This is a genomic window from Sphingobacterium sp. UBA7855, from assembly GCA_002500745.1.
Taxonomy (GTDB): Bacteria; Bacteroidota; Bacteroidia; order Sphingobacteriales; family Sphingobacteriaceae; genus Sphingobacterium.
Genome location: DLST01000011.1, coordinates 25,621 through 44,016 on the forward strand (window position 1 = coordinate 25,621; position 18,396 = coordinate 44,016).

At 39.5% G+C, this 18,396-nt stretch carries 13 protein-coding genes; 6 read left to right on the forward strand and 7 right to left on the reverse strand.

The window, feature by feature from the left end; translation table 11 throughout:
• Positions 1 to 4 precede the first annotated feature (4 nt).
• Complete coding sequence (locus B2107_RS08915) at positions 5 to 991, reverse strand: glycosyltransferase family protein (protein WP_293955141.1); 987 nt, start codon at positions 989 to 991, stop codon at positions 5 to 7.
• A 177-nt stretch (positions 992 to 1,168) separates the two neighbouring features.
• On the opposite strand from B2107_RS08915, the gene B2107_RS08920 reads away from it, so the two are divergent.
• Together B2107_RS08920 and B2107_RS08925 are read left to right on the forward strand one after the other, a co-directional pair.
• Positions 1,169 to 2,119 carry a zinc dependent phospholipase C family protein gene (locus B2107_RS08920; protein ID WP_293955143.1) on the forward strand — a complete coding sequence of 317 codons (951 nt, stop codon included), beginning with the start codon at positions 1,169 to 1,171 and terminating at the stop codon, positions 2,117 to 2,119.
• A 97-nt stretch (positions 2,120 to 2,216) separates the two neighbouring features.
• Positions 2,217 to 4,103, forward strand: coding sequence for a TonB-dependent receptor plug domain-containing protein (locus tag B2107_RS08925; RefSeq protein WP_293955145.1), 1,887 nt, complete (start codon positions 2,217 to 2,219; stop codon positions 4,101 to 4,103).
• Between the two features lie 154 nt (positions 4,104 to 4,257).
• Here B2107_RS08925 and B2107_RS08930 read toward each other — a convergent pair whose 3' ends face one another.
• The 3 genes from B2107_RS08930 to B2107_RS08940 form a co-directional block, all read right to left on the reverse strand.
• Entirely contained in the window at positions 4,258 to 4,974 is a 717-nt protein-coding gene (locus B2107_RS08930; protein WP_293955147.1) for a ThuA domain-containing protein, read from the reverse strand.
• A gap of 121 nt (positions 4,975 to 5,095) precedes the next feature.
• The gene (gene aroB / locus B2107_RS08935; RefSeq protein ID WP_293955149.1) at positions 5,096 to 6,163 is read right to left on the reverse strand and encodes a 3-dehydroquinate synthase; all 1,068 of its coding nucleotides are present in this window, start codon (positions 6,161 to 6,163) and stop codon (positions 5,096 to 5,098) included.
• A 50-nt stretch (positions 6,164 to 6,213) separates the two neighbouring features.
• Positions 6,214 to 6,420, reverse strand: coding sequence for an RNA-binding S4 domain-containing protein (locus tag B2107_RS08940; RefSeq protein ID WP_293880833.1), 207 nt, complete (start codon positions 6,418 to 6,420; stop codon positions 6,214 to 6,216).
• 95 nt (positions 6,421 to 6,515) lie between these two features.
• Here B2107_RS08940 and B2107_RS08945 point away from each other — a divergent pair, with 95 nt between their 5' ends.
• On the forward strand, positions 6,516 to 7,709 hold the full coding sequence (locus tag B2107_RS08945; RefSeq protein ID WP_293955150.1) for a proline dehydrogenase family protein: 1,194 nt from the start codon (positions 6,516 to 6,518) through the stop codon (positions 7,707 to 7,709).
• 265 nt (positions 7,710 to 7,974) lie between these two features.
• Positions 7,975 to 9,756: an AMP-dependent synthetase/ligase gene (locus B2107_RS08950; protein WP_293955152.1), complete on the forward strand. Its 1,782-nt coding sequence runs from the start codon at positions 7,975 to 7,977 to the stop codon at positions 9,754 to 9,756.
• A gap of 184 nt (positions 9,757 to 9,940) precedes the next feature.
• Here B2107_RS08950 and B2107_RS08955 read toward each other — a convergent pair whose 3' ends face one another.
• Positions 9,941 to 10,426, reverse strand: coding sequence for a hypothetical protein (locus tag B2107_RS08955; protein WP_293955153.1), 486 nt, complete (start codon positions 10,424 to 10,426; stop codon positions 9,941 to 9,943).
• Between the two features lie 181 nt (positions 10,427 to 10,607).
• On the opposite strand from B2107_RS08955, the gene mnmE reads away from it, so the two are divergent.
• Entirely contained in the window at positions 10,608 to 11,987 is a 1,380-nt protein-coding gene (gene mnmE / locus B2107_RS08960) for a tRNA uridine-5-carboxymethylaminomethyl(34) synthesis GTPase MnmE (protein WP_293955155.1), read from the forward strand.
• A gap of 164 nt (positions 11,988 to 12,151) precedes the next feature.
• On the opposite strand, the gene B2107_RS08965 is transcribed toward mnmE, so the two are convergent.
• Together B2107_RS08965 and B2107_RS08970 are read right to left on the reverse strand one after the other, a co-directional pair.
• Positions 12,152 to 13,921, reverse strand: a complete 1,770-nt coding sequence (locus tag B2107_RS08965) for a RagB/SusD family nutrient uptake outer membrane protein (protein WP_293955157.1) — start codon at positions 13,919 to 13,921, stop codon at positions 12,152 to 12,154.
• 11 nt (positions 13,922 to 13,932) lie between these two features.
• Positions 13,933 to 17,178: a SusC/RagA family TonB-linked outer membrane protein gene (locus B2107_RS08970; protein ID WP_293955158.1), complete on the reverse strand. Its 3,246-nt coding sequence runs from the start codon at positions 17,176 to 17,178 to the stop codon at positions 13,933 to 13,935.
• 627 nt (positions 17,179 to 17,805) lie between these two features.
• Between B2107_RS08970 and B2107_RS08975 the strand changes: the two genes are divergently transcribed.
• Entirely contained in the window at positions 17,806 to 18,396 is a 591-nt protein-coding gene (locus B2107_RS08975) for a methyltransferase domain-containing protein (RefSeq protein WP_293955160.1), read from the forward strand.

Here is an 18,396-nt window from a genome sequence, read left to right on the forward strand (position 1 = left end):
TTGTTTAACGGTGCTTCTGCACGATTTCATTTATAATTTCCTGTGTGATATTAGGGTAATCAACTTCAACCCTAGATTTACTGTTGAGCCAGGCTTCTATCGCCAGCATGTTTTTCTGTTTTAAGCTCGAAATTACAGGCACTCCCATTTCTTCCAACGATGCAGCATTCAAATGCTGTTCATATTGGTTCTTCATTGGGATAACTAACAGTTTCTTTTTCAAATATAACGCTTCTGCCGGTGTTTCAAAACCTGCCCCACATAAAACTCCAGAAGAAGATGCCATACTATTTATAAAAGATTGGTTATTTATAGGCCTAATCGTTACATTTTTCATTTCGAATGCCTTCGAATTATGTTTACTAAAAACGTCCCAATGCACATCTGGAAACTTCATCAAGTGCTTCAAAAGATGTGCATCGTCGTATGCTGGTAGATAAACCGTATAATGACCTTGATCTGTTACAATCAAATCACGAACAGCGTTACGGATAACAGGCGGATAAATATTCTTGCCATAACGCTTAAAATGGAAACCGTAAGAATGTGTGGAGGGTGCATAGTTTTTCATGATGAACTTACCCAGCATATCGCTCTCTTCTGGTTTAGGACTCGACGGATCTAAGGCAGCAATCTGATGGCTCAATCCAATGCATTCTAAATCTTTAGAATGACAAGCCCAAGCCGAGATCGGCTCAAAATCGTTGATCACCAAATCATAGTTTTCAATTGGCAAACTCTTAATTTCATTTGTAAATTTACGAATAGTCGAACTCATAAAGGTTTTCCACAAATCTACCCCACCAGACTTACCAAAAATAAAACTCAACCCGTGAAAACGATATTTAACCTCAAAAGGAAGTGATAGATCTGCTTGAATTCCACTCACCAAAACATCAACTTCTCCTAACGCTCTCAAACAGGGGACAATATCCATCGCACGGCTAAGATGTCCATTTCCTGTCCCTTGTACGGCATACAATATCTTCATAACGACTGTATTTTGTGTCGGCAAATTAATCAATTTTAACGATTATCAATATTATTTTATTGTTTAGTTAGGTTAAGAAAATATAAATTAACATCAAAAAAATCTATTAATCTCTTTTTAATCCTCCTTTTTGTATATTTATTATCAACAATTATTTAATAGCCAGTTCAATAAACCATGAAATTTCTGTTGTATACGATACTTTCACTAATTTGGATACCGATTTTTACCTCATGGGGATTTTTTGCACATAAAAAAATTAACCATTATGCCGTATTCGCATTGCCGGCGAAGATGGCGAAATTCTATAAAGACAATATCGATCTGATTACCGAGAAGGCTGTTGACCCAGATAAACGCTGCTACACCGATAGTGCTGAAGGTCCCCGGCATTTTATAGATATAGAAGATTATGAAGAAGATGGAAAAAATGATTCCATACCCATTCATTGGTCAAAAGCGAAAGAAAAATATCAGGAAAAACAGTTGTTAAAAAATGGTATTGTTCCGTGGCAAATTTATTTAACCTACCAAAAGCTAGTGAAAGCTTTTCAGGCAAAAGATTATAATCTGATCATCAAACACTCGGCAGAACTAGGTCATTATATTGCAGATGCCCATGTTCCATTGCATACGACTAAAAATTACAATGGACAATTCACCAATCAATTAGGCATACATGCATTCTGGGAAAGCCGATTACCGGAAATGTTTTCCGAAAAATACAACCTTCGCGTCGGAAAAGCGAGCTATATCAAAGATCCTCTGCAAGAAGCCTGGGCTATTGTTTACGAAAGTAATCGGCTTGTGGATTCTGTCTTAACAATTGAAGCCGATGTCAATCGTCAATTTAAGGCATCTCAAAAAAAATCATTTATTGAACGAAACAATCAACTGGTATGGACCTACTCTGATAATTATGCCAGAGCCTATCATGAAGCCATGAACCGAATGGTGGAAAGGAGAATGCAAAAAACCATCTTACGTGTTGCCTCCTATTGGTATTCCGCTTGGCTTGAATCTGGGCAACCAAATTTAAGCAACATCGAGAAAATAAAAATCAATAGCAAACAAGATCAAATCGAAATCATTGATAGAAAGCCGATCGGCCGTGAAGAGTGGATGTAAAAACACACCATACAACTGGACTATTTAAATTATTCATACCGGACCACTTGTGTTGTGGTCAACTAAGCTACTTTTGCAGTGTAAAATGTATAAGAGCATGTTGAATAAAAAATTTACGTTGACAAACCTTGCAATAACTTTAAGTATTGTATCTGCAACTGCACAGATTCAAGATACAACAGCATTAGGAGAAGTTATCATTAATCAAAATCGTTTACAAATCCCTTTTTCCAAACAAAGCAAAAATATCCAAATATTGATGCAGGAAGATATACAAAGACTTCCTAATCGATCGATAAATGAATTACTCAGCAGTATCCCGGGAGTTGATATTCGGCAACGCGGACCATTTGGTTCACAGGCAGACATTAGTGTGGATGGCGGTTCGTTTGAACAAACAGCAATTCTACTCAATGGCGTTAAAATTACAGACCCACAAAGCGCTCACCACAACATGAATATACCGGTTCCGCTCGACGCGATTGAACGTATCGAAATCATACGAGGACCAGCATCAAGAATTTTCGGCATTAACGCACTCACAGGAGCCATTAATATCGTAACAAAGAGAATTGAATCAAATCAGATTAGTTCCCAAATATACAGCGGATCCTCATTCAAAGATAATGAACAGACAACTACAGGAATGTATTATGGTAAAGGCGTTCAGCTTGGATCACAGTTTCTAACTAAAAAAACCAGCCACGGATTATATTTTGGCCACGAAGATTCGAATGGACAACGTTACAACACTGCATCTAACAGTAATAAATTATATTACGACGGGACCTATAAACCTAGTACAGGCAATATGGTAAACGCGAACATTGGCTATATCAACAATCAATTTGGTGCTAATGGTTACTATGCTGCTCCTAGTGATAGGGAAGCTTATGAGCAGGTTAAGACCGCTTTCGCTTCCCTGCAGTCAAAGCATCAAATAACTTCGACGTTTTCTCTTAGTCCACGTTTCAGCAATCGTTATAATGAAGATGAATATTGGTATTTAGGAAGGGAAACGACAAAAGGAAGAGCCAAACACTATAGCAATGTTTTTGGTGCAGAAATTAATGCCGCGTTGGAGCAGCATTATGGAACCTTCGGCATAGGGCTTGAAGGTAGATTTGAACACATCAATAGCACCAGTATTGGCCGTCATAAGCGCGAGAATTACGGTGGCTATCTAGAATTCAAGACTGAAGCGATAGAAAAACTGATGATCAATGCCGGAGCCTATATCAATTACAACTCGAAATTTGGCTGGCAGGTCTTTCCAGGTCTCGATTTAGGTTACGATATTACTGAGCATTGGAAGATTATCGTTAATGCAGGATCAAGCCAACGTATTCCTTCTTTTACCGATCTTTACAATAATCAAACGGCCAACATCGGAAATCCAAACCTTACCTCCGAAAATGCCTATCAGATTGAGGGGGGGATCAAGTACCTATCAAATCGAATTGTTGCCCAGGCGGGTTATTTCCATCGGAAAATAGACAATTTCATCGATTGGCAAAAAGATGATGCCAATGCCGGAACTGGAACAATTATTCCTTGGAAACCAACGAATATCGGAAAAAACAAAATCGATGGATTGAATGCATCATTCCGATACAATTTAAATGACCCCAGCGCTACAACACGCTATTTTACCACCCTCAGCTACAATTATCTTCATCCCAGTGTGACATTAGCCGATGGAATACTGTCTAAATATGCCATAGAGAGCCTACGGCACCAAGTTATAGTCAATTTTACAATAAATCACAAAAATTGGATGTTAACCAGTTCCAACCGTTTTAATGAACGTATAAGTTACAAATCTTATTTTATTGCAGATATAAGGGCGGCCTACCAATTCCATGAATTAAATATCTTTGCAGATGTGCAAAATATACTGGATAAGCGCTATATTGAAGCAGCCGCCGTTCCAATGCCCGGGCGTTGGTTTAGTATCGGTGTAAAATATAAACTGGACTATTAACCCCGATCAAATGGCAAAATTGGTTCTCTTGCCATTTCGCTATCCATTATAAAAAAGTTCCAAATGGAATAACCATTTGGAACTTTTCGTTTTGATATGGACAAATAGAATCATGTAACATGCCCTAGTTAAGAAAACGCCAACGATAAATAAGTTACTTTTTCTTGGGAAGAACAGATAAAATTCCTCCAATTAAATGTTTTTGGAACTCAGGTTCGTCATAAGACTCATCAGTATGTCCAAGCCCAGTATAGAAGACTTTTCCTCCATCGTAGCTTTGGGTCCAGGAGATTGGATGTTGATCCCCCATTTTTCCACCTTGGTAGCTTTTTTCATCCAAATTCATCAAAACATGTAATCCGTCCTTCACGTCCTTGAAATTATACCATTCATCCTTGTGCCACCAGATCGGATCAAGGTGCTTGGTGGCCGGATGTTTTCTGTCCAGCACATCAATTTTGGCTTTTTGTACAGCAGGATGAGACGCAAAATAGGCGCCTACAAGGCCGTTATACCATGGCCAATCGAACTCAGTATCCGTCGCCGCATGGATACCCACAAAACCTTTTCCTGATTGGATATACCGCACAAAAGCTTCCTGTTGCACATTATCGAGAATATCGCCAGTTGTGCTCAGAAAGATAACAGCGTCATATTTTTTCAATCCTTGGTCTGTAAACAATGCAGCATCCTCTGAATGATCAGATTTTATCTTTTCTTTCTCTAGCAATTGTTTAAGTACCTGTGCACCCTTTTCGATGCTTCCGTGCCTAAACCCCTTTGTCTTACTAAAGATCAATACTTGCCTTTGTGCCTGAACAGCAGCTGATATCCCCAAGAGAAGAAACAGAAAAATGAAGATTCTATTCATGATATAAATGGTTATTATGATGATTTAAGTTTAGGTTTACTATTTTCCGCAATGAAATTGCGATAAAAATAGCTGTAAAGAAAAGCCGTGCATACTCCCGTTCCACGGCTTTTCCATTTTATTACTGTGTGATTAGCTCACGGTAAAAATCAAGACTTTCAATAATATCTTCCTCAGAAACGTAGATATCATATTGACAACTGCCAATTTGGTCAAGCAATGCGAAACCGATCTGATTGGACAGGTTTTTCTTATCATTTCGCATCAGATCCAACAAGGCTGTATCAATCGAAGAATGAAATGTGTAGTCGTTGAAATATTTTCTAAAAGTTTGGATCAAATCGTTTAATTCATCCAAAGGCAATCCATTCAATTTATGCGATAGATACCCCTCACAAATCATTCCTACTGCAATAGCTTCTCCATGTAATAAAGGTGAAGCATCGTTCAACAACGAATAACCCTCAATAGCATGACCAATTGTGTGGCCAAAATTTAAAATTTTACGCAGCCCCTTTTCTTTCGGATCCTCAAGGATGACACGGTTTTTGATCGAAACAGAATGTTTGACCAAAGAATTATCGATTTGATCGATCTCCAGTGTTTTCACTCGCTCATAATAAGCCCGATCGAAGATCAGTCCATGTTTGATGACTTCAGCAAAACCTGAGATTAACTGACGTTGATCTAAGGTCTTCAAAAACTGGCTTGAAATAAATACAGCTTCGGGTTGTGCAAAAGTGCCAATAATATTTTTCACACTTCCCATATCAATACCGGTTTTACCTCCAACTGATGCGTCTACCTGGGAAAGTAAAGTCGTCGGAATTTGAATAAAATCCATTCCTCTTTTGAAAGTCGATGCGGCAAATCCTCCCATGTCAGTCACCACACCACCACCAAGATTGATCATCAATGAATGTCGATCGGCTCCGAAATCGAGCATATTATGCCATACACCAATACAGAAATCAATATTTTTATTTTCTTCGCCCGGATCTACTTCTATCACATCATAATTCGCTAAATTGGGTAAAGCTTGCTGAAATAGCGGCAAACAATTATCCAAAGTATTGGTATCCACCAATACGATGATCTTTGAGTAATTGCGCTCAGCTAAAAACGCCTCTAAAGAGGCCAACGTATCATCAAAATATACCTGATAGCCCAAACTTTCTATGACTTCCATTCTACGATTCTTTAAGGTTTAAGTTTTCTATTTACCAATATTGTTTAATATTACACCAATTTTATTTGCATCCCATCAAATTCAACAACATCTCCTGGTCTTAATTTGAGTCTTTTCCGGTAATCAACCTGCCCGTTATATTTCACATACCCTTCCGACACAACCCACTGAGCCATAGCACCATGCTCTACCCAATTTAAAGCTTTAAGTAATTGTATAAGCTGTATATATTCGCCCTCGATTTTAAATTCTTGCATTTCACAAAAATAGCGGTTTAACTGGGTAATACAAGAATAATCATCGTTTTAATGCCTACTAAATTGCTACATTTGCCTTATTGCAAATAAAGATTATGATTGAGAATTCTGAGCCCAAAACATTATCCTTTGATAATACAGAGATTGCTTTTAAAAGTAAAAGCGATAAGGATTTGGAAAGAGCGTATTGGTTATTCAAAATAATAGCGAATAACTTCTTGACAAAAGTAGGTCCGTCAATGACCAATTTTGCCCTGAACATTGGATTGCCTATCCAGGGCATCATCCGCAAAACAATCTTCAAGCATTTTTGTGGGGGAGAGACTATCGAAGGTTGCGAAACAGCAATTAACGAATTGGGAGAGAACGGTGTGGGGACGATCCTGGATTATTCCGTTGAAGGAGAAGAAACTGAAAGAGCATTTGACGCCTGCTGCAACGAGGTATTACGCACCGTAGTCGCAGCCAGTAAAAACAAATACATTCCATTTTCAGTATTTAAACCAACTGGATTAGGACGTTTTGAGTTATTTGAAAAGGTCAATGCCAAAGAAACTTTAACAGAGGCAGAACAAGGAGAATACCAACGGATGTTGGATCGTACTGACCGCATCTGTAAAGCATGTCATGCAGCAGGTGTAAAAGTTTTGGTGGATGCTGAACATTCATGGATTCAAGATGCCATTGACGATATCGCTCGTGAAATGATGGAAAAATACAATATGGAAAAACCTATTGTTTATAATACTTATCAATTGTACCGTAGTGATAAGTTGGCATCTTTGAAAGCTGACTTTGAATACGCAAAAGTTAGAGGATTTCACATGGGTGCTAAAATCGTTCGTGGCGCCTACATGGAGATCGAACGTGCTCGCGCCGCTCAAAAAGGTTATTCCGATCCTATCCAGCCAAATAAAGAAGCGTCCGACAGAGATTATAATGAAGCTATTGAATTTATCTTGGATCATTTGGACAACTTTGGACTTATGGCGGGTACACACAATGAGGACAGCAGCATGTTACTGGCAAAGGAAATTGACAGACGTGGTATCGACAGATCAATCGACCGCATTTACTTTGCCCAATTATTGGGCATGTCTGATAATCTGAGCTTCAATTTAGCTGCACATGGCTACAATGTCGCCAAGTACATGCCCTATGGACCGGTTAAGGCAGTCATGCCATACCTTTTCCGTAGAGCGCAAGAAAATACTTCCGTCGCAGGAGCGACAGGTCGAGAGCTCGGGCTTCTGATCAAAGAAAAACAAAGAAGAAAAGCTAGTCGATAACGACTAGCTTTTTTTACAATTGGTGGGCATCAAGTCCATCTGCTTAAGAGCCTATACGCAAATAGTCTCCAAGAAACATCCTACTTTTGATAAGCGCAAAAGCACGCTAACTATCACTCGCCCACTTCGTCCTCTCAAAACAACCTAATTACAAAATTTCATTCCATATTTTTGAAACTATTATTTATGTTTGCAAACTTTTTCCTTAAAACAAAGTTCATACTGGAAGGGTGCTCCTCCGGAGCTTAAAAGAATACAATTTGAAATGGAAGAAAAACTTAGATTATTTGATCTTGCACGTCAACAGGTCGACAAATACCCCAATCTTGACATATTTGCACGCAAAGTGGACGGCAAGTGGAATTATATCAAAACAGCAGATTTTCTTGAACAAGTAGACAGTCTCTCAAAAGGGCTGATTGAACTTGGCGTAAAACCCAACGAAAAAGTCGGTCTCATTGCCGGCAGCAGTATGGAATGGCATTTGATTGACTTTGCAATCCAGCAAATTGGTGCAGTAGTGGTCGCCATCTATCCAAATATTACGGATACAGACTATCAGTATATCTTTAATGATGCGGAAATCGGAGTTTGCATCGTTAGTAACAAGAGCTTGTACGATCGCCTGATGAACCTAACCGACTCAATCTATACATTGAAGTATATTTTTTGTATCGCCGAACAGGAAGGAACCCGTAGCTGGAAAGAACTTAACGATATAGGGTCCAATTGCTCTCTAGAAAAACTAGCAACGCTACGTGACCAGGTTAAACCTGAAGATCTCGCTACCCTGATTTATACTTCCGGTACAACAGGCAAACCAAAAGGTGTTATGCTTTCGCATAATAATATATTTTCCAATGTATTGGGTGCTGCAGAAATTACGCCCTGTAAGGCATACGACCGAGGTCTAACATTTCTCCCCCCTTGCCATGCTTACGAACGTATGGTCTTATATACGTATATGCACCTTGGTTTTACGATTTATATAGCAGAATCTTTTGATAAGATTGGTGATAATCTAAGAGAGGTAAAACCTCATATCATGACCGTTGTCCCCCGTATTCTAGAGAAAGTCTACGAGAAAATAATGAAGACAGGCCACGATCTTACCGGCTTCAAGAGAAAGTTATTTGACTGGGCAGTTTACATTGCAGAAGAATATGATCCCAATCCCAAGAAAAGGAGCTTTGGTTATAATATCAAATTGAAACTGGCCAAACAGCTTGTTCTCAATAAATGGTACGAAGCGCTCGGCGGAGAATTGCTCACTGTAGCTTCGGGATCAGCTTCCCTGCATAGTAAACTGACACGCGCTTTCCTTGCTGCTGGTATCCCCTTATATGAAGGCTATGGTATGACCGAGGCCTCGCCATTAATTTCCGTCAATCACTACATCAAAGGAATACGTATTGGCACTGTTGGGCTTCCCGTCCGTTTTGTTGAAATAAAACTAGCTGAAGACGGCGAAATACTTGTTAAAGGGCCTAATGTCATGATGGGATATTATAAGAATAAGACCGAAACGGATAAAACTATCGTTGATGGATGGCTGCACACCGGGGATATTGGGAAGTGGGAAGACGAGATGTTCTTGAAAATCATCGACCGAAAAAAGGAAATGTTCAAAATTTCAGGTGGAAAATATGTCATTCCTCAGCCGATAGAAACGAAACTCGTTGAATCTAAATTTATTGAACAGGCAATGGTGATTGGTGACGGAATGAAATTTGCCTCCGCCTTTATTGTTCCAAACTATGCTCATTTGTTAGACTGGGCCAGAACAGATGCTCCTGAACTTGCAAGCATGACAAAAGATGATTTCCTGACTGACCCGACTATTGTAAAAAAAGTCAATCAGGAGGTACGCCGTGCGAACCAGCATTTTGGCAATTGGGAGCAAATTAAGAAACCAATTATTTTAACAGATGAATTTACCATTGAAAATGGGGAGTTAACGCCAACCTTGAAAATGAAACGTAAGGTGATTCTCGAACACCATCAAGAGGCGTTCAATAACCTCTATCAGATGGAAATGGACGAATAGGCGGCGAACAACACGTTAACACAGCATACAGCATTTTTAGGAGTTAAACATAGTATATTAAAGGATACTCGTCCTGATTCTGCTGCGCTATTTTTTTACGGTTACTTTTAAGCAATCGAAGAAAAAAAGAAAAGCCTCATCTTCCAAAGATTGAGGCTTTTTATATGAAAAAGATAAATTATAATTAATCCCAACGATAGTCATTATAAAAGTCTTCGGGATGCCTACTGATTGGCACCTCTTTAACCACACGAATATTAGCTGCTCCCAGATTGACGTTCAACATAAATGAAGGTACACGTGTTGAAAAATTCCAACGACCATTCCGCATATAGACATAACCTCCCCTATAAGGGTCGTAGAATGTTTTGTAATCTCTAAAGTATACATGATGTCTACTATCGTAACGATGTGCACTTGCCCAGGCAGGCACTCCATAACGGTATCCTTTTCGATAAGACTTAGCAAATTCTCTATGATATTTACGATCTTCTTTTTCGCGTTTTTCTAAATATTTTCGATATTCCTTATCCCTTTTCTCTTCATATTTTCTGCGCTCTTTGTCCTGTTTCCATTCACGTTCATGTCCACGATGTTGAGCTGAAGATTGCTGGGGAGCCATGAAGACCAAACCGCCGATTGCCAACGCAAAGTATATTATCTTTCTCATAACAGTATAATTTAAATTTAAAAATTAACCATGTTCGGCCTGTGTTTCAATCTTGTTTTTCACAAGCGCTTCTATGGGTATGACTTCAATGTTTGAACAAAGGTTTAATCGATCATACCGAATTTTAATTTGTCGCGTAATATATAGAATCCATTACTTCAATTTAATGTATCTTTGCAGCATGTCAAATACGGGATATAACACTGAAGATACAATTGTTGCATTAGCGACATCTTCCGGAACAAACGGAGCAATTGCAGTCATACGCGTTTCAGGTCAGCATGCCATAAAAATTACGAACGAAATATTTAAAGGAAAGAATCTGCTTCAACAAGCCTCTCATACGATTCATTTTGGAACCATACGCGATGGTGAAGAAATTATCGATGAAGTACTTGTGTCCTTATTTGTCGCCCCGAACTCTTATACCAAAGAAAATTCGGTAGAAATATCAACACATAACTCCAAATACATTATCGAAAGAGTTGTTAGCTTACTGATCAAAAAAGGAGCACGTGCAGCTCGTCCGGGAGAATTTACTTTACGTGCCTTCCTCAATGGCGGAATGGATCTATCCCAAGCGGAAGCAGTCGCTGATTTGATTGCATCCAATTCGGCAGCATCCCACCAAGTAGCCATGCAACAGATGCGGGGAGGGTTTTCCAATCAGCTTAAATCCCTTCGCGAAGATCTCATACACTTTGCATCACTTATCGAATTGGAGCTTGATTTTTCAGAAGAAGATGTTGAATTTGCGAACAGAGATCAGCTTAAAAATTTAATCCATAAAATACAGGTCATTGTTCAAAAATTAATACAATCTTTTGAACAGGGAAACGTTTTAAAAAACGGTGTACCAGTCGTCATTGCCGGAAAACCTAATGTTGGAAAATCAACGCTACTGAACGCCTTTTTAAATGAAGAACGAGCTATTGTTTCCGACATCGCAGGAACCACCCGCGACACCATTGAGGATGAAATTAATATTCATGGTGTAACATTCCGATTTATTGACACGGCAGGCATACGGGAAACTGCAGATATAATCGAAGCTAAAGGAGTTGAACGTACACGCGAAAAGATGAAACAGGCGCGCTTGATTATTTACCTTTTCGATCCAACACAGGACAAAGTTGAAGAAGTACAAGCTCAGTTACCTGAGATTGAGAATCTCCAAATTCCTTTTGTCACCATTATAAATAAATCTGATCTACTTTCTAAAGAACAGAAAGCGGCTTATCAAGTGCTTAATCCGCTTTATATTTCAGCAAAAGAGCAGACAGGTGTAGAGGAATTAAAGGATGAACTCATCAATCGGGTACAATTAGGAAATCTCAATACAGATGACGTGATGGTGACAAACATACGCCATGTGGAAGCACTACAAAAAACAACATATTCACTAGAAAGGGTGATATACGGTATAGACAATCCGGTCACATCCGATTTTCTCGCAATGGATATTCGCCAAGCCTTATATCATCTTGGTGAAATTACAGGCAGTGTCTCTACTGACGATTTATTAGATAATATCTTTTCTAAGTTCTGTATCGGAAAGTAACTCCGAGAAAAAGAATACCAATAAAACCACCTTCTTCACCAAAAGTCAGAAGGTGGTTTTATTGGTATTGAACACTCCATAACTCCTACATCGGAATAGCCCCATTCTTAGGAGGGACGAATACTTTTGAGGAGTTTTCTGCCATACTATATAGAGTGAATGAATTAATCCATGGTTGGATTAAATGCTCCGCCCCAATCTTTATTCTGCTTGATATTTGGATTCTTGTCAATGACAGATTGTGCAATTGGAAAAAAATAATAAGTATCGGGCACCAAATTTACTTTGTTCCCTGTACTTGGAACCTGCAATACGCTATATTTAAACTGATTTTCTCTCAACGTATATGTTTTGGCCAATGCATTCGCATCATCCAGATTCATCTCCGTTCCATTGGAATTTATGGCAATAGCTTCAACCCCATGTTTCGTTGTATTGTTTAGTATATTGAGTTTACGCAACCTTCGCAAATCCCAAAAACGATGCCCCTCAAAGCAGAACTCAATATTGCGCTCCGCTAAAATGGCTTCTCGCAATTGCTCTTTTGTCGTCGCTGTTATCCCATATTTATTATCTGCACCGGGCTCAATTCCCGCCCTTTTTCTTATTTGCGTAACCAAGTCTAGTGCTGTTGCAAAGTTTCCTGTCTCATTAGCTGTTTCAGCATAATTTAATATTACTTCGGCATAACGCATTAACACAAAGTCCACATCATACTGCGTCTCCACTTCTGTTTGCTTCAATGATAATTTAGAATTTTTTAAGATAAAGAATCCACTATACCGATCTAAATTGGAAGAAGGTGTTTTTGCTTTGGGGTTTATACCAAAATCGTCCAACGCTGGAGCAATACCCACCGAAGTGTATTGCCGTTTGCCGGTCTTGCCCGACACTTCATAAACCTTTGCATTCCATACGATAGATTTGTCAAAACGTGGATCGCGGTTTTCCCAATAGGATTGTAAAAATTGTTCTTCTGTTTTATGATATTTACCTGCTTGATCGGAATATAACTTTCCATCTTTCATTGGAAAAGCTTTAACAAATTCCCAGGATGGAACGGAACCGGCCGGCCCCCTACTTTCGGATCCCGGACGTACACCATTATCCCAATTGGCCACTTTATTTGGATAGGCATTAATAACAGCAAAAACAACCTCAGGGCCTTTTTCAACCAGCGCAATGTTAGAATAATCTGGAGTCAAACTATAGCCATCCGCCTTAAGCTGCTCATAAGCTAATTTATTTGCGGTATTGGCCTCCTGCCAATAGGCATTTCCATAAGGATTGGAAGGATTAAACTGTGGTGAAGCTTTGTATAGCAATACCTTAGCTTTAAAAGCGGCTGCAAAATCACCATCAATTTTCCCATAATCTGCAGTTCCTTTTGCTATTGTATTAGGTAATTGCGAAATAGCCTGATCCAAATCTTTAACGATCAGCTCAAAACATTCTTTTGTCGAATTACGGGGCACATTAAGATCATCATTTTTTAGATCTTGCGGTACCGTAATATAAGGAACACCGCCGTGTATCCTGACCATATTGAAATACATAAAGGCACGCATAAACAACGCCTGGCCAATCACCGTTTTTTTAAACTCGTCTTTTAGTGAGGTACTTTCATTGACCTTCTGTATGGCCGTATTGATTTTTCGGATGGTTGTATAATCCCACGATTTGTAAGAAGTATTGTTGACGGTAACCGCATCCAATGGAAAAGCGATGCCGATCAGTTGTTCCGAATTTCCATCTGCACCAGCATTCCAGTTACCAAATAATGGATATAAATTGGCAAGATATCCGTTGACTAGATTTGGATCAGCCCATACCTTAGCTTCATCCAGCGAATTGAGGTCCTCAATATCCAATACATTTTTACAGGAGGACATACACAAGGCCAATGCAATTAAAGGATAATATATTTTTTTCATCTTCTTTTCATTTAAAATTTAACATCAAGTCCAAACGTAAAGGTTTTCATAACTGGATAAGAATCATACAGCTTTTGTTCGGGATCATGAAACTCTTTCATTGGCGAAAAAACAAACAAATTGGTTCCATTAAAAAACAGATTAACATCTTTGACACGCAGTTTCTCTGTCATGCTCTTCGGCAATCGATAAGAAACATTAATGTCACGTAGGCGTAAATAGGCTCCATTTCTTATCCAGAATGATGAAGGAGCCGCACCGGATTCGGCCCATCCGGAGTAACCTGTTGGCCGAGGATATTTGGCGTCGGTATTATCCGGTGTCCAGACGTCAGAAGCCCAAATTGGATAATATGGGCGAAAGGTATCACCGTGCTGACGCATTCCACCGCCTTCTTGATTACTGATCATCCGATCGTAAGCAAGAACCCCCTGAAATAAAGTCGATACATAGAAGCCCTTCCAGCTGGCATTGAATCCAAATCCATAATTGATGCGCGGAGAATTATTGTCCGACAGCAGCTGCAAATCGTTATCGTCAATTTTTCCATCCGGACCACCTGAATAGTTGGCTCCCTGAATATCTTTATATAAGATCATCCCAGGAAAAGGATCCCTTCCGTAGGTCTTAAATCCTTTTGCTTTCAACGCATCAGCTTCGGCCTGCGTCCTTACCAGACCCAGTGCTTCAAAACCAATAATTCGATTTTCAGGTCGTCCAATTCTGGACCGAAAATACTGAGGCTGCCCATTGGTATATGCAGGTTCTTCATCAAAGATGTCCCAACGGTCTTTGGCATACCCCAGGTTGGCATTGAGACCATAAGCCACCTCACCAACCTTATCATTCCAGTTAAAAGAAATCTCGCCGCCTTTATAACTTCTCGCCGCATAATTTTCGGGAGCAAGCAAACGTCCATAATTATCTGGAACTTTCAGTGATCTTCTGCCAAGAATATTGGTTTCTTTACGTGAAAACAGATCAAGACTACCGGTCAGTTTATTATTAACAAATCCAAAATCTAGGCCCAAGTTGACACTCTTAGAAGTCGTCCAAGTGAGGTTCTGCGTTGGTGTTGCGCCATACGCTATACCATTATAATAGCGATCACCAAACATATAGCCGCCCGAAGTGGTATACTTCTCTAAATAACCAAATTGCCCGATCCGATCGGCATTGACATCCAAATCATTACCCGTTGTACCATAAGAGGCTCTAAACTTCAAATCCGATATCGTATTTTTTATATCCGTAAAGAAGTTTTCGTCCGATACACGCCAGGCTGCTGATACTGAAGGAAAAAATCCCCAGCGCTTATCTGTCGGGAATAATGGTGAACCATCGTAACGAAAAGAAAACTCCGCAATATATTTATCCGCATAATTGTAGTTGGCACGCCCTATAATACCACGTCTCGAATCGATCGTTTCATTGGCCGTTGTCGACCTAAAATTGCGATCTGTAGGATAAATAAACATTTGATCCAGGGCTGTAATTGGATTTTCTGCCCGTGAAGTGACATAAGTCCCTCCTTTTTTGGACTGTTCATACACCAATGTTCCGTCTACGGAATGTTTACCAAACTTGCGGTTATAGTTTAAAAACCAGTTTACCTGATATTCCCACAATCGTTGTGGGTTGTAATCCATGAAAGGCTGGCTCTGACTAAACGTAAAAATATTAATATTAGCTTCTGATGGTGGAGCTGGTATAAAGCGGTTGTCATTCGGGTTTAAGGCCGTAAAGGTATAGTTCTTTTGAAAACTCATATAACGCTTGCGCATATAGTCTTGAGCAATGTAACTGCCTACAACTTTTGTCGAAAGGCCCTGTACCAATTTATCCAGCTTCAAGTTTAAGGTCATAATAGGATTGACCTGCCGCACTTTACGGTCTATATAGCGATCTCCGATGACCTGATCGATCACATTCCACGCCTGCCAGCTTCCCATAGGCGTCTGTACAGGATAAGCCGTTGGTGTATTGCTCGGCGTTCCGTCTGCATTTAGATAAAATGGATACATCTTTGGCCAGTTGAATGTAACACGGTAAAAATCAGACACATCAAAATCATCATCATTAGAAGATGTACTGAATGGCCAAAAAAAGCGATTCGAATTCGTCTGGTTGGCTGAAATATTAAAATCCATGCTAAAATCTTCGGTAATCTGCGCGGAAATATTGCTGCGCAGGTTAAATTTCTCATGATCCAAAGATTTATAAGATCCATTTTCTTTACGGTAGCTCAGCAAACTATAATAAGTAATTTTGTCGCCACCTCCATTGACCGATATTGATTGTCGATGTGTAAACGGATTGCGCCAGATAACGTCATTGGCATTGTAATTTTTGTCCTTGAAATAATCAAACTCTTTTTGTCCATTTGGGATGGAAAGAGCACGAAATTCGGCTACCCGATTTTGATAAGTGAGTTCATCTTGCGCAGTCGTTAAATTAGCAAGGAGCTCCTGTGTTGGCATATTGAAAGTATAATTACTTTGTACATTAAAAACAGGGGCTTGCGCTGTTCCTTTCTTTGTCGTTACCACCACTACACCGTTACCGGCCCGGGTGCCATACACTGCGGCAGTTGCAGCATCTTTTAAGAAGGTCATTTGGTCAACCTCGTTCGCTTCAAGCACATCGAAGGCAGCTTTATCGCGAACGACGCCATCAATTACATAGAGTGGCTCGGCAAAACTCCCCCGGATACGTAAGCTCGACGATGCTCCGGCCATCCCCGAAGTATTGGTGACATTGACACCCGCGGCTCTACCGGCAAGTGAATTGGAAAGATTTGAACTGGGGATGTTTTTTAACTGCTCTGCATTGACGGTAGCGACAGAACCGGTAATGTTCCCTTTTCGTTGCTTACCATAGCCAATGATCACGACCTCTTCAAGCGCTTGATCTCTTGATACCATAACTACGTTCAGGTTACTTTCGGAAACCGCTACCTCCTGTTTTGTAAACCCTTGATAGTTCACGACCAAAAAATCACCACGCTTAGCGCGAATAGAAAAAACACCTTGTTGATCGGAGGACGCTTGAACGGATGTTCCTTTGACAGTGATCGTAGCACCGGCTAACGCCTGACCTTTCTCATCTTTGATGATCCCTGTGACCTGATCTTGATCGACAATAGCATTGATCGGATCCAGATTGAGCGCGTAAGAATCGGGCTTACTAAACAGCAGGCAGAGCCCCAAAAGGCTAATGGGTCTCGCCTTTCCATGAAGAAAAAAATTTCTCATCATAATTACAAATTGGTTTAAAATAATAAAGAACCGTGGGGTTCAACCTTGGTTTATTCAATTAGCTAGCTTTTCTTTTTATAAAAAACAGTAAAAGTATATTAGATTATGTATTAAATTTAGATAACGAAATCCTATTAAAGAAATAAAAAGTATTATTTAAATCAACGTGCACATAAACGTTACATGTAGGATAGGTAATGGAACGTCTTAAAAAATTGAATTCCGCAGATAACCTAAAAGCATTTCTTGGGATATATTCATCTATTCCTTTGAAAAAATGACCTCCTTCCGCAACAATACCATAGGAGATCAATCCATGGGCACTATCAATTCGCTATATTGATTTTTTTTAAAAAATGACACCTTTCACTTGATTCCGAAGATCTTACCAAGTTGATTTGTGCGAATGCGAGTACCAGAAATAAAAAAAGTAAAATCAGTATAAAATAAAAAACAATACATTTCTTGAAGTCGATCATTTATTCTTTATCTATTTTATGGTAAGCAAGGATAATATTACTTTAGCAAGTAAATAGCGCGGCATTGCAAATACCCGTGGTTATCGACGGACTTATTTCGATACTGACATAATATTTATTTAACTTGCGTATGTACAAGCAAACAGATATGAATTCTTTATTGTTAGATGAAAACTATTGGGATGAACGTTATAAGAATGAAGCAACGGGCTGGGATATTGGCTACGCATCTCCTGCTATCATCAACTATGCTGCAGCGTCTATTGCCAAAGATGCATCTATTCTAATTCCCGGTTGCGGAAATGCTTATGAAGCAAAGGCTCTACTTGACATGGGGTTCCATCAAATTACCTTACTTGATATCGCTCAGACCTTAGTTGCAAAGGTAAGAAAGGAGTTCGCCAATAGCCCTCAGACCCAAATTGTATGTCAAGATTTTTTCCAGCACCAGGGCCAGTACGACTATATAATTGAGCAAACATTTTTTTGTGCACTGGATCCTTCATTACGACCCAACTACGTACAACACATGCATACTTTGCTCAAGCCTCAGGGTATACTGATGGGCTTATTGTTCAAACGGGAATTTGCGCAACAAGGCCCACCTTTCGGTGGCGATCAAACGGAATATCAACAACTATTCGCATCGCAATTTGACATATTACACTTGACAGATTCAACCAATAGTATTCCCCAAAGACAGGAAAATGAACTATTTTTTGAGCTGCGCAAAAAATAG

Excerpts from the sequence above, each read along its gene's own strand:
- B2107_RS08915 (WP_293955141.1), bottom strand. The coding sequence starts at position 991 with ATGAAGATATTGTATGCCGTACAAGGGACAGGAAATGGACATCTTAGC.
- B2107_RS08920 (WP_293955143.1), top strand. The coding sequence starts at position 1,169 with ATGAAATTTCTGTTGTATACGATACTTTCACTAATTTGGATACCGATT.
- B2107_RS08925 (WP_293955145.1), top strand. The coding sequence starts at position 2,217 with ATGTTGAATAAAAAATTTACGTTGACAAACCTTGCAATAACTTTAAGT.
- B2107_RS08930 (WP_293955147.1), bottom strand. The coding sequence starts at position 4,974 with ATGAATAGAATCTTCATTTTTCTGTTTCTTCTCTTGGGGATATCAGCT.
- aroB (WP_293955149.1), bottom strand. The coding sequence starts at position 6,163 with ATGGAAGTCATAGAAAGTTTGGGCTATCAGGTATATTTTGATGATACG.
- B2107_RS08940 (WP_293880833.1), bottom strand. The coding sequence starts at position 6,420 with ATGCAAGAATTTAAAATCGAGGGCGAATATATACAGCTTATACAATTA.
- B2107_RS08945 (WP_293955150.1), top strand. The coding sequence starts at position 6,516 with ATGATTGAGAATTCTGAGCCCAAAACATTATCCTTTGATAATACAGAG.
- B2107_RS08950 (WP_293955152.1), top strand. The coding sequence starts at position 7,975 with ATGGAAGAAAAACTTAGATTATTTGATCTTGCACGTCAACAGGTCGAC.
- B2107_RS08955 (WP_293955153.1), bottom strand. The coding sequence starts at position 10,426 with ATGAGAAAGATAATATACTTTGCGTTGGCAATCGGCGGTTTGGTCTTC.
- mnmE (WP_293955155.1), top strand. The coding sequence starts at position 10,608 with ATGTCAAATACGGGATATAACACTGAAGATACAATTGTTGCATTAGCG.
- B2107_RS08965 (WP_293955157.1), bottom strand. The coding sequence starts at position 13,921 with ATGAAAAAAATATATTATCCTTTAATTGCATTGGCCTTGTGTATGTCC.
- B2107_RS08970 (WP_293955158.1), bottom strand. The coding sequence starts at position 17,178 with ATGATGAGAAATTTTTTTCTTCATGGAAAGGCGAGACCCATTAGCCTT.
- B2107_RS08975 (WP_293955160.1), top strand. The coding sequence starts at position 17,806 with ATGAATTCTTTATTGTTAGATGAAAACTATTGGGATGAACGTTATAAG.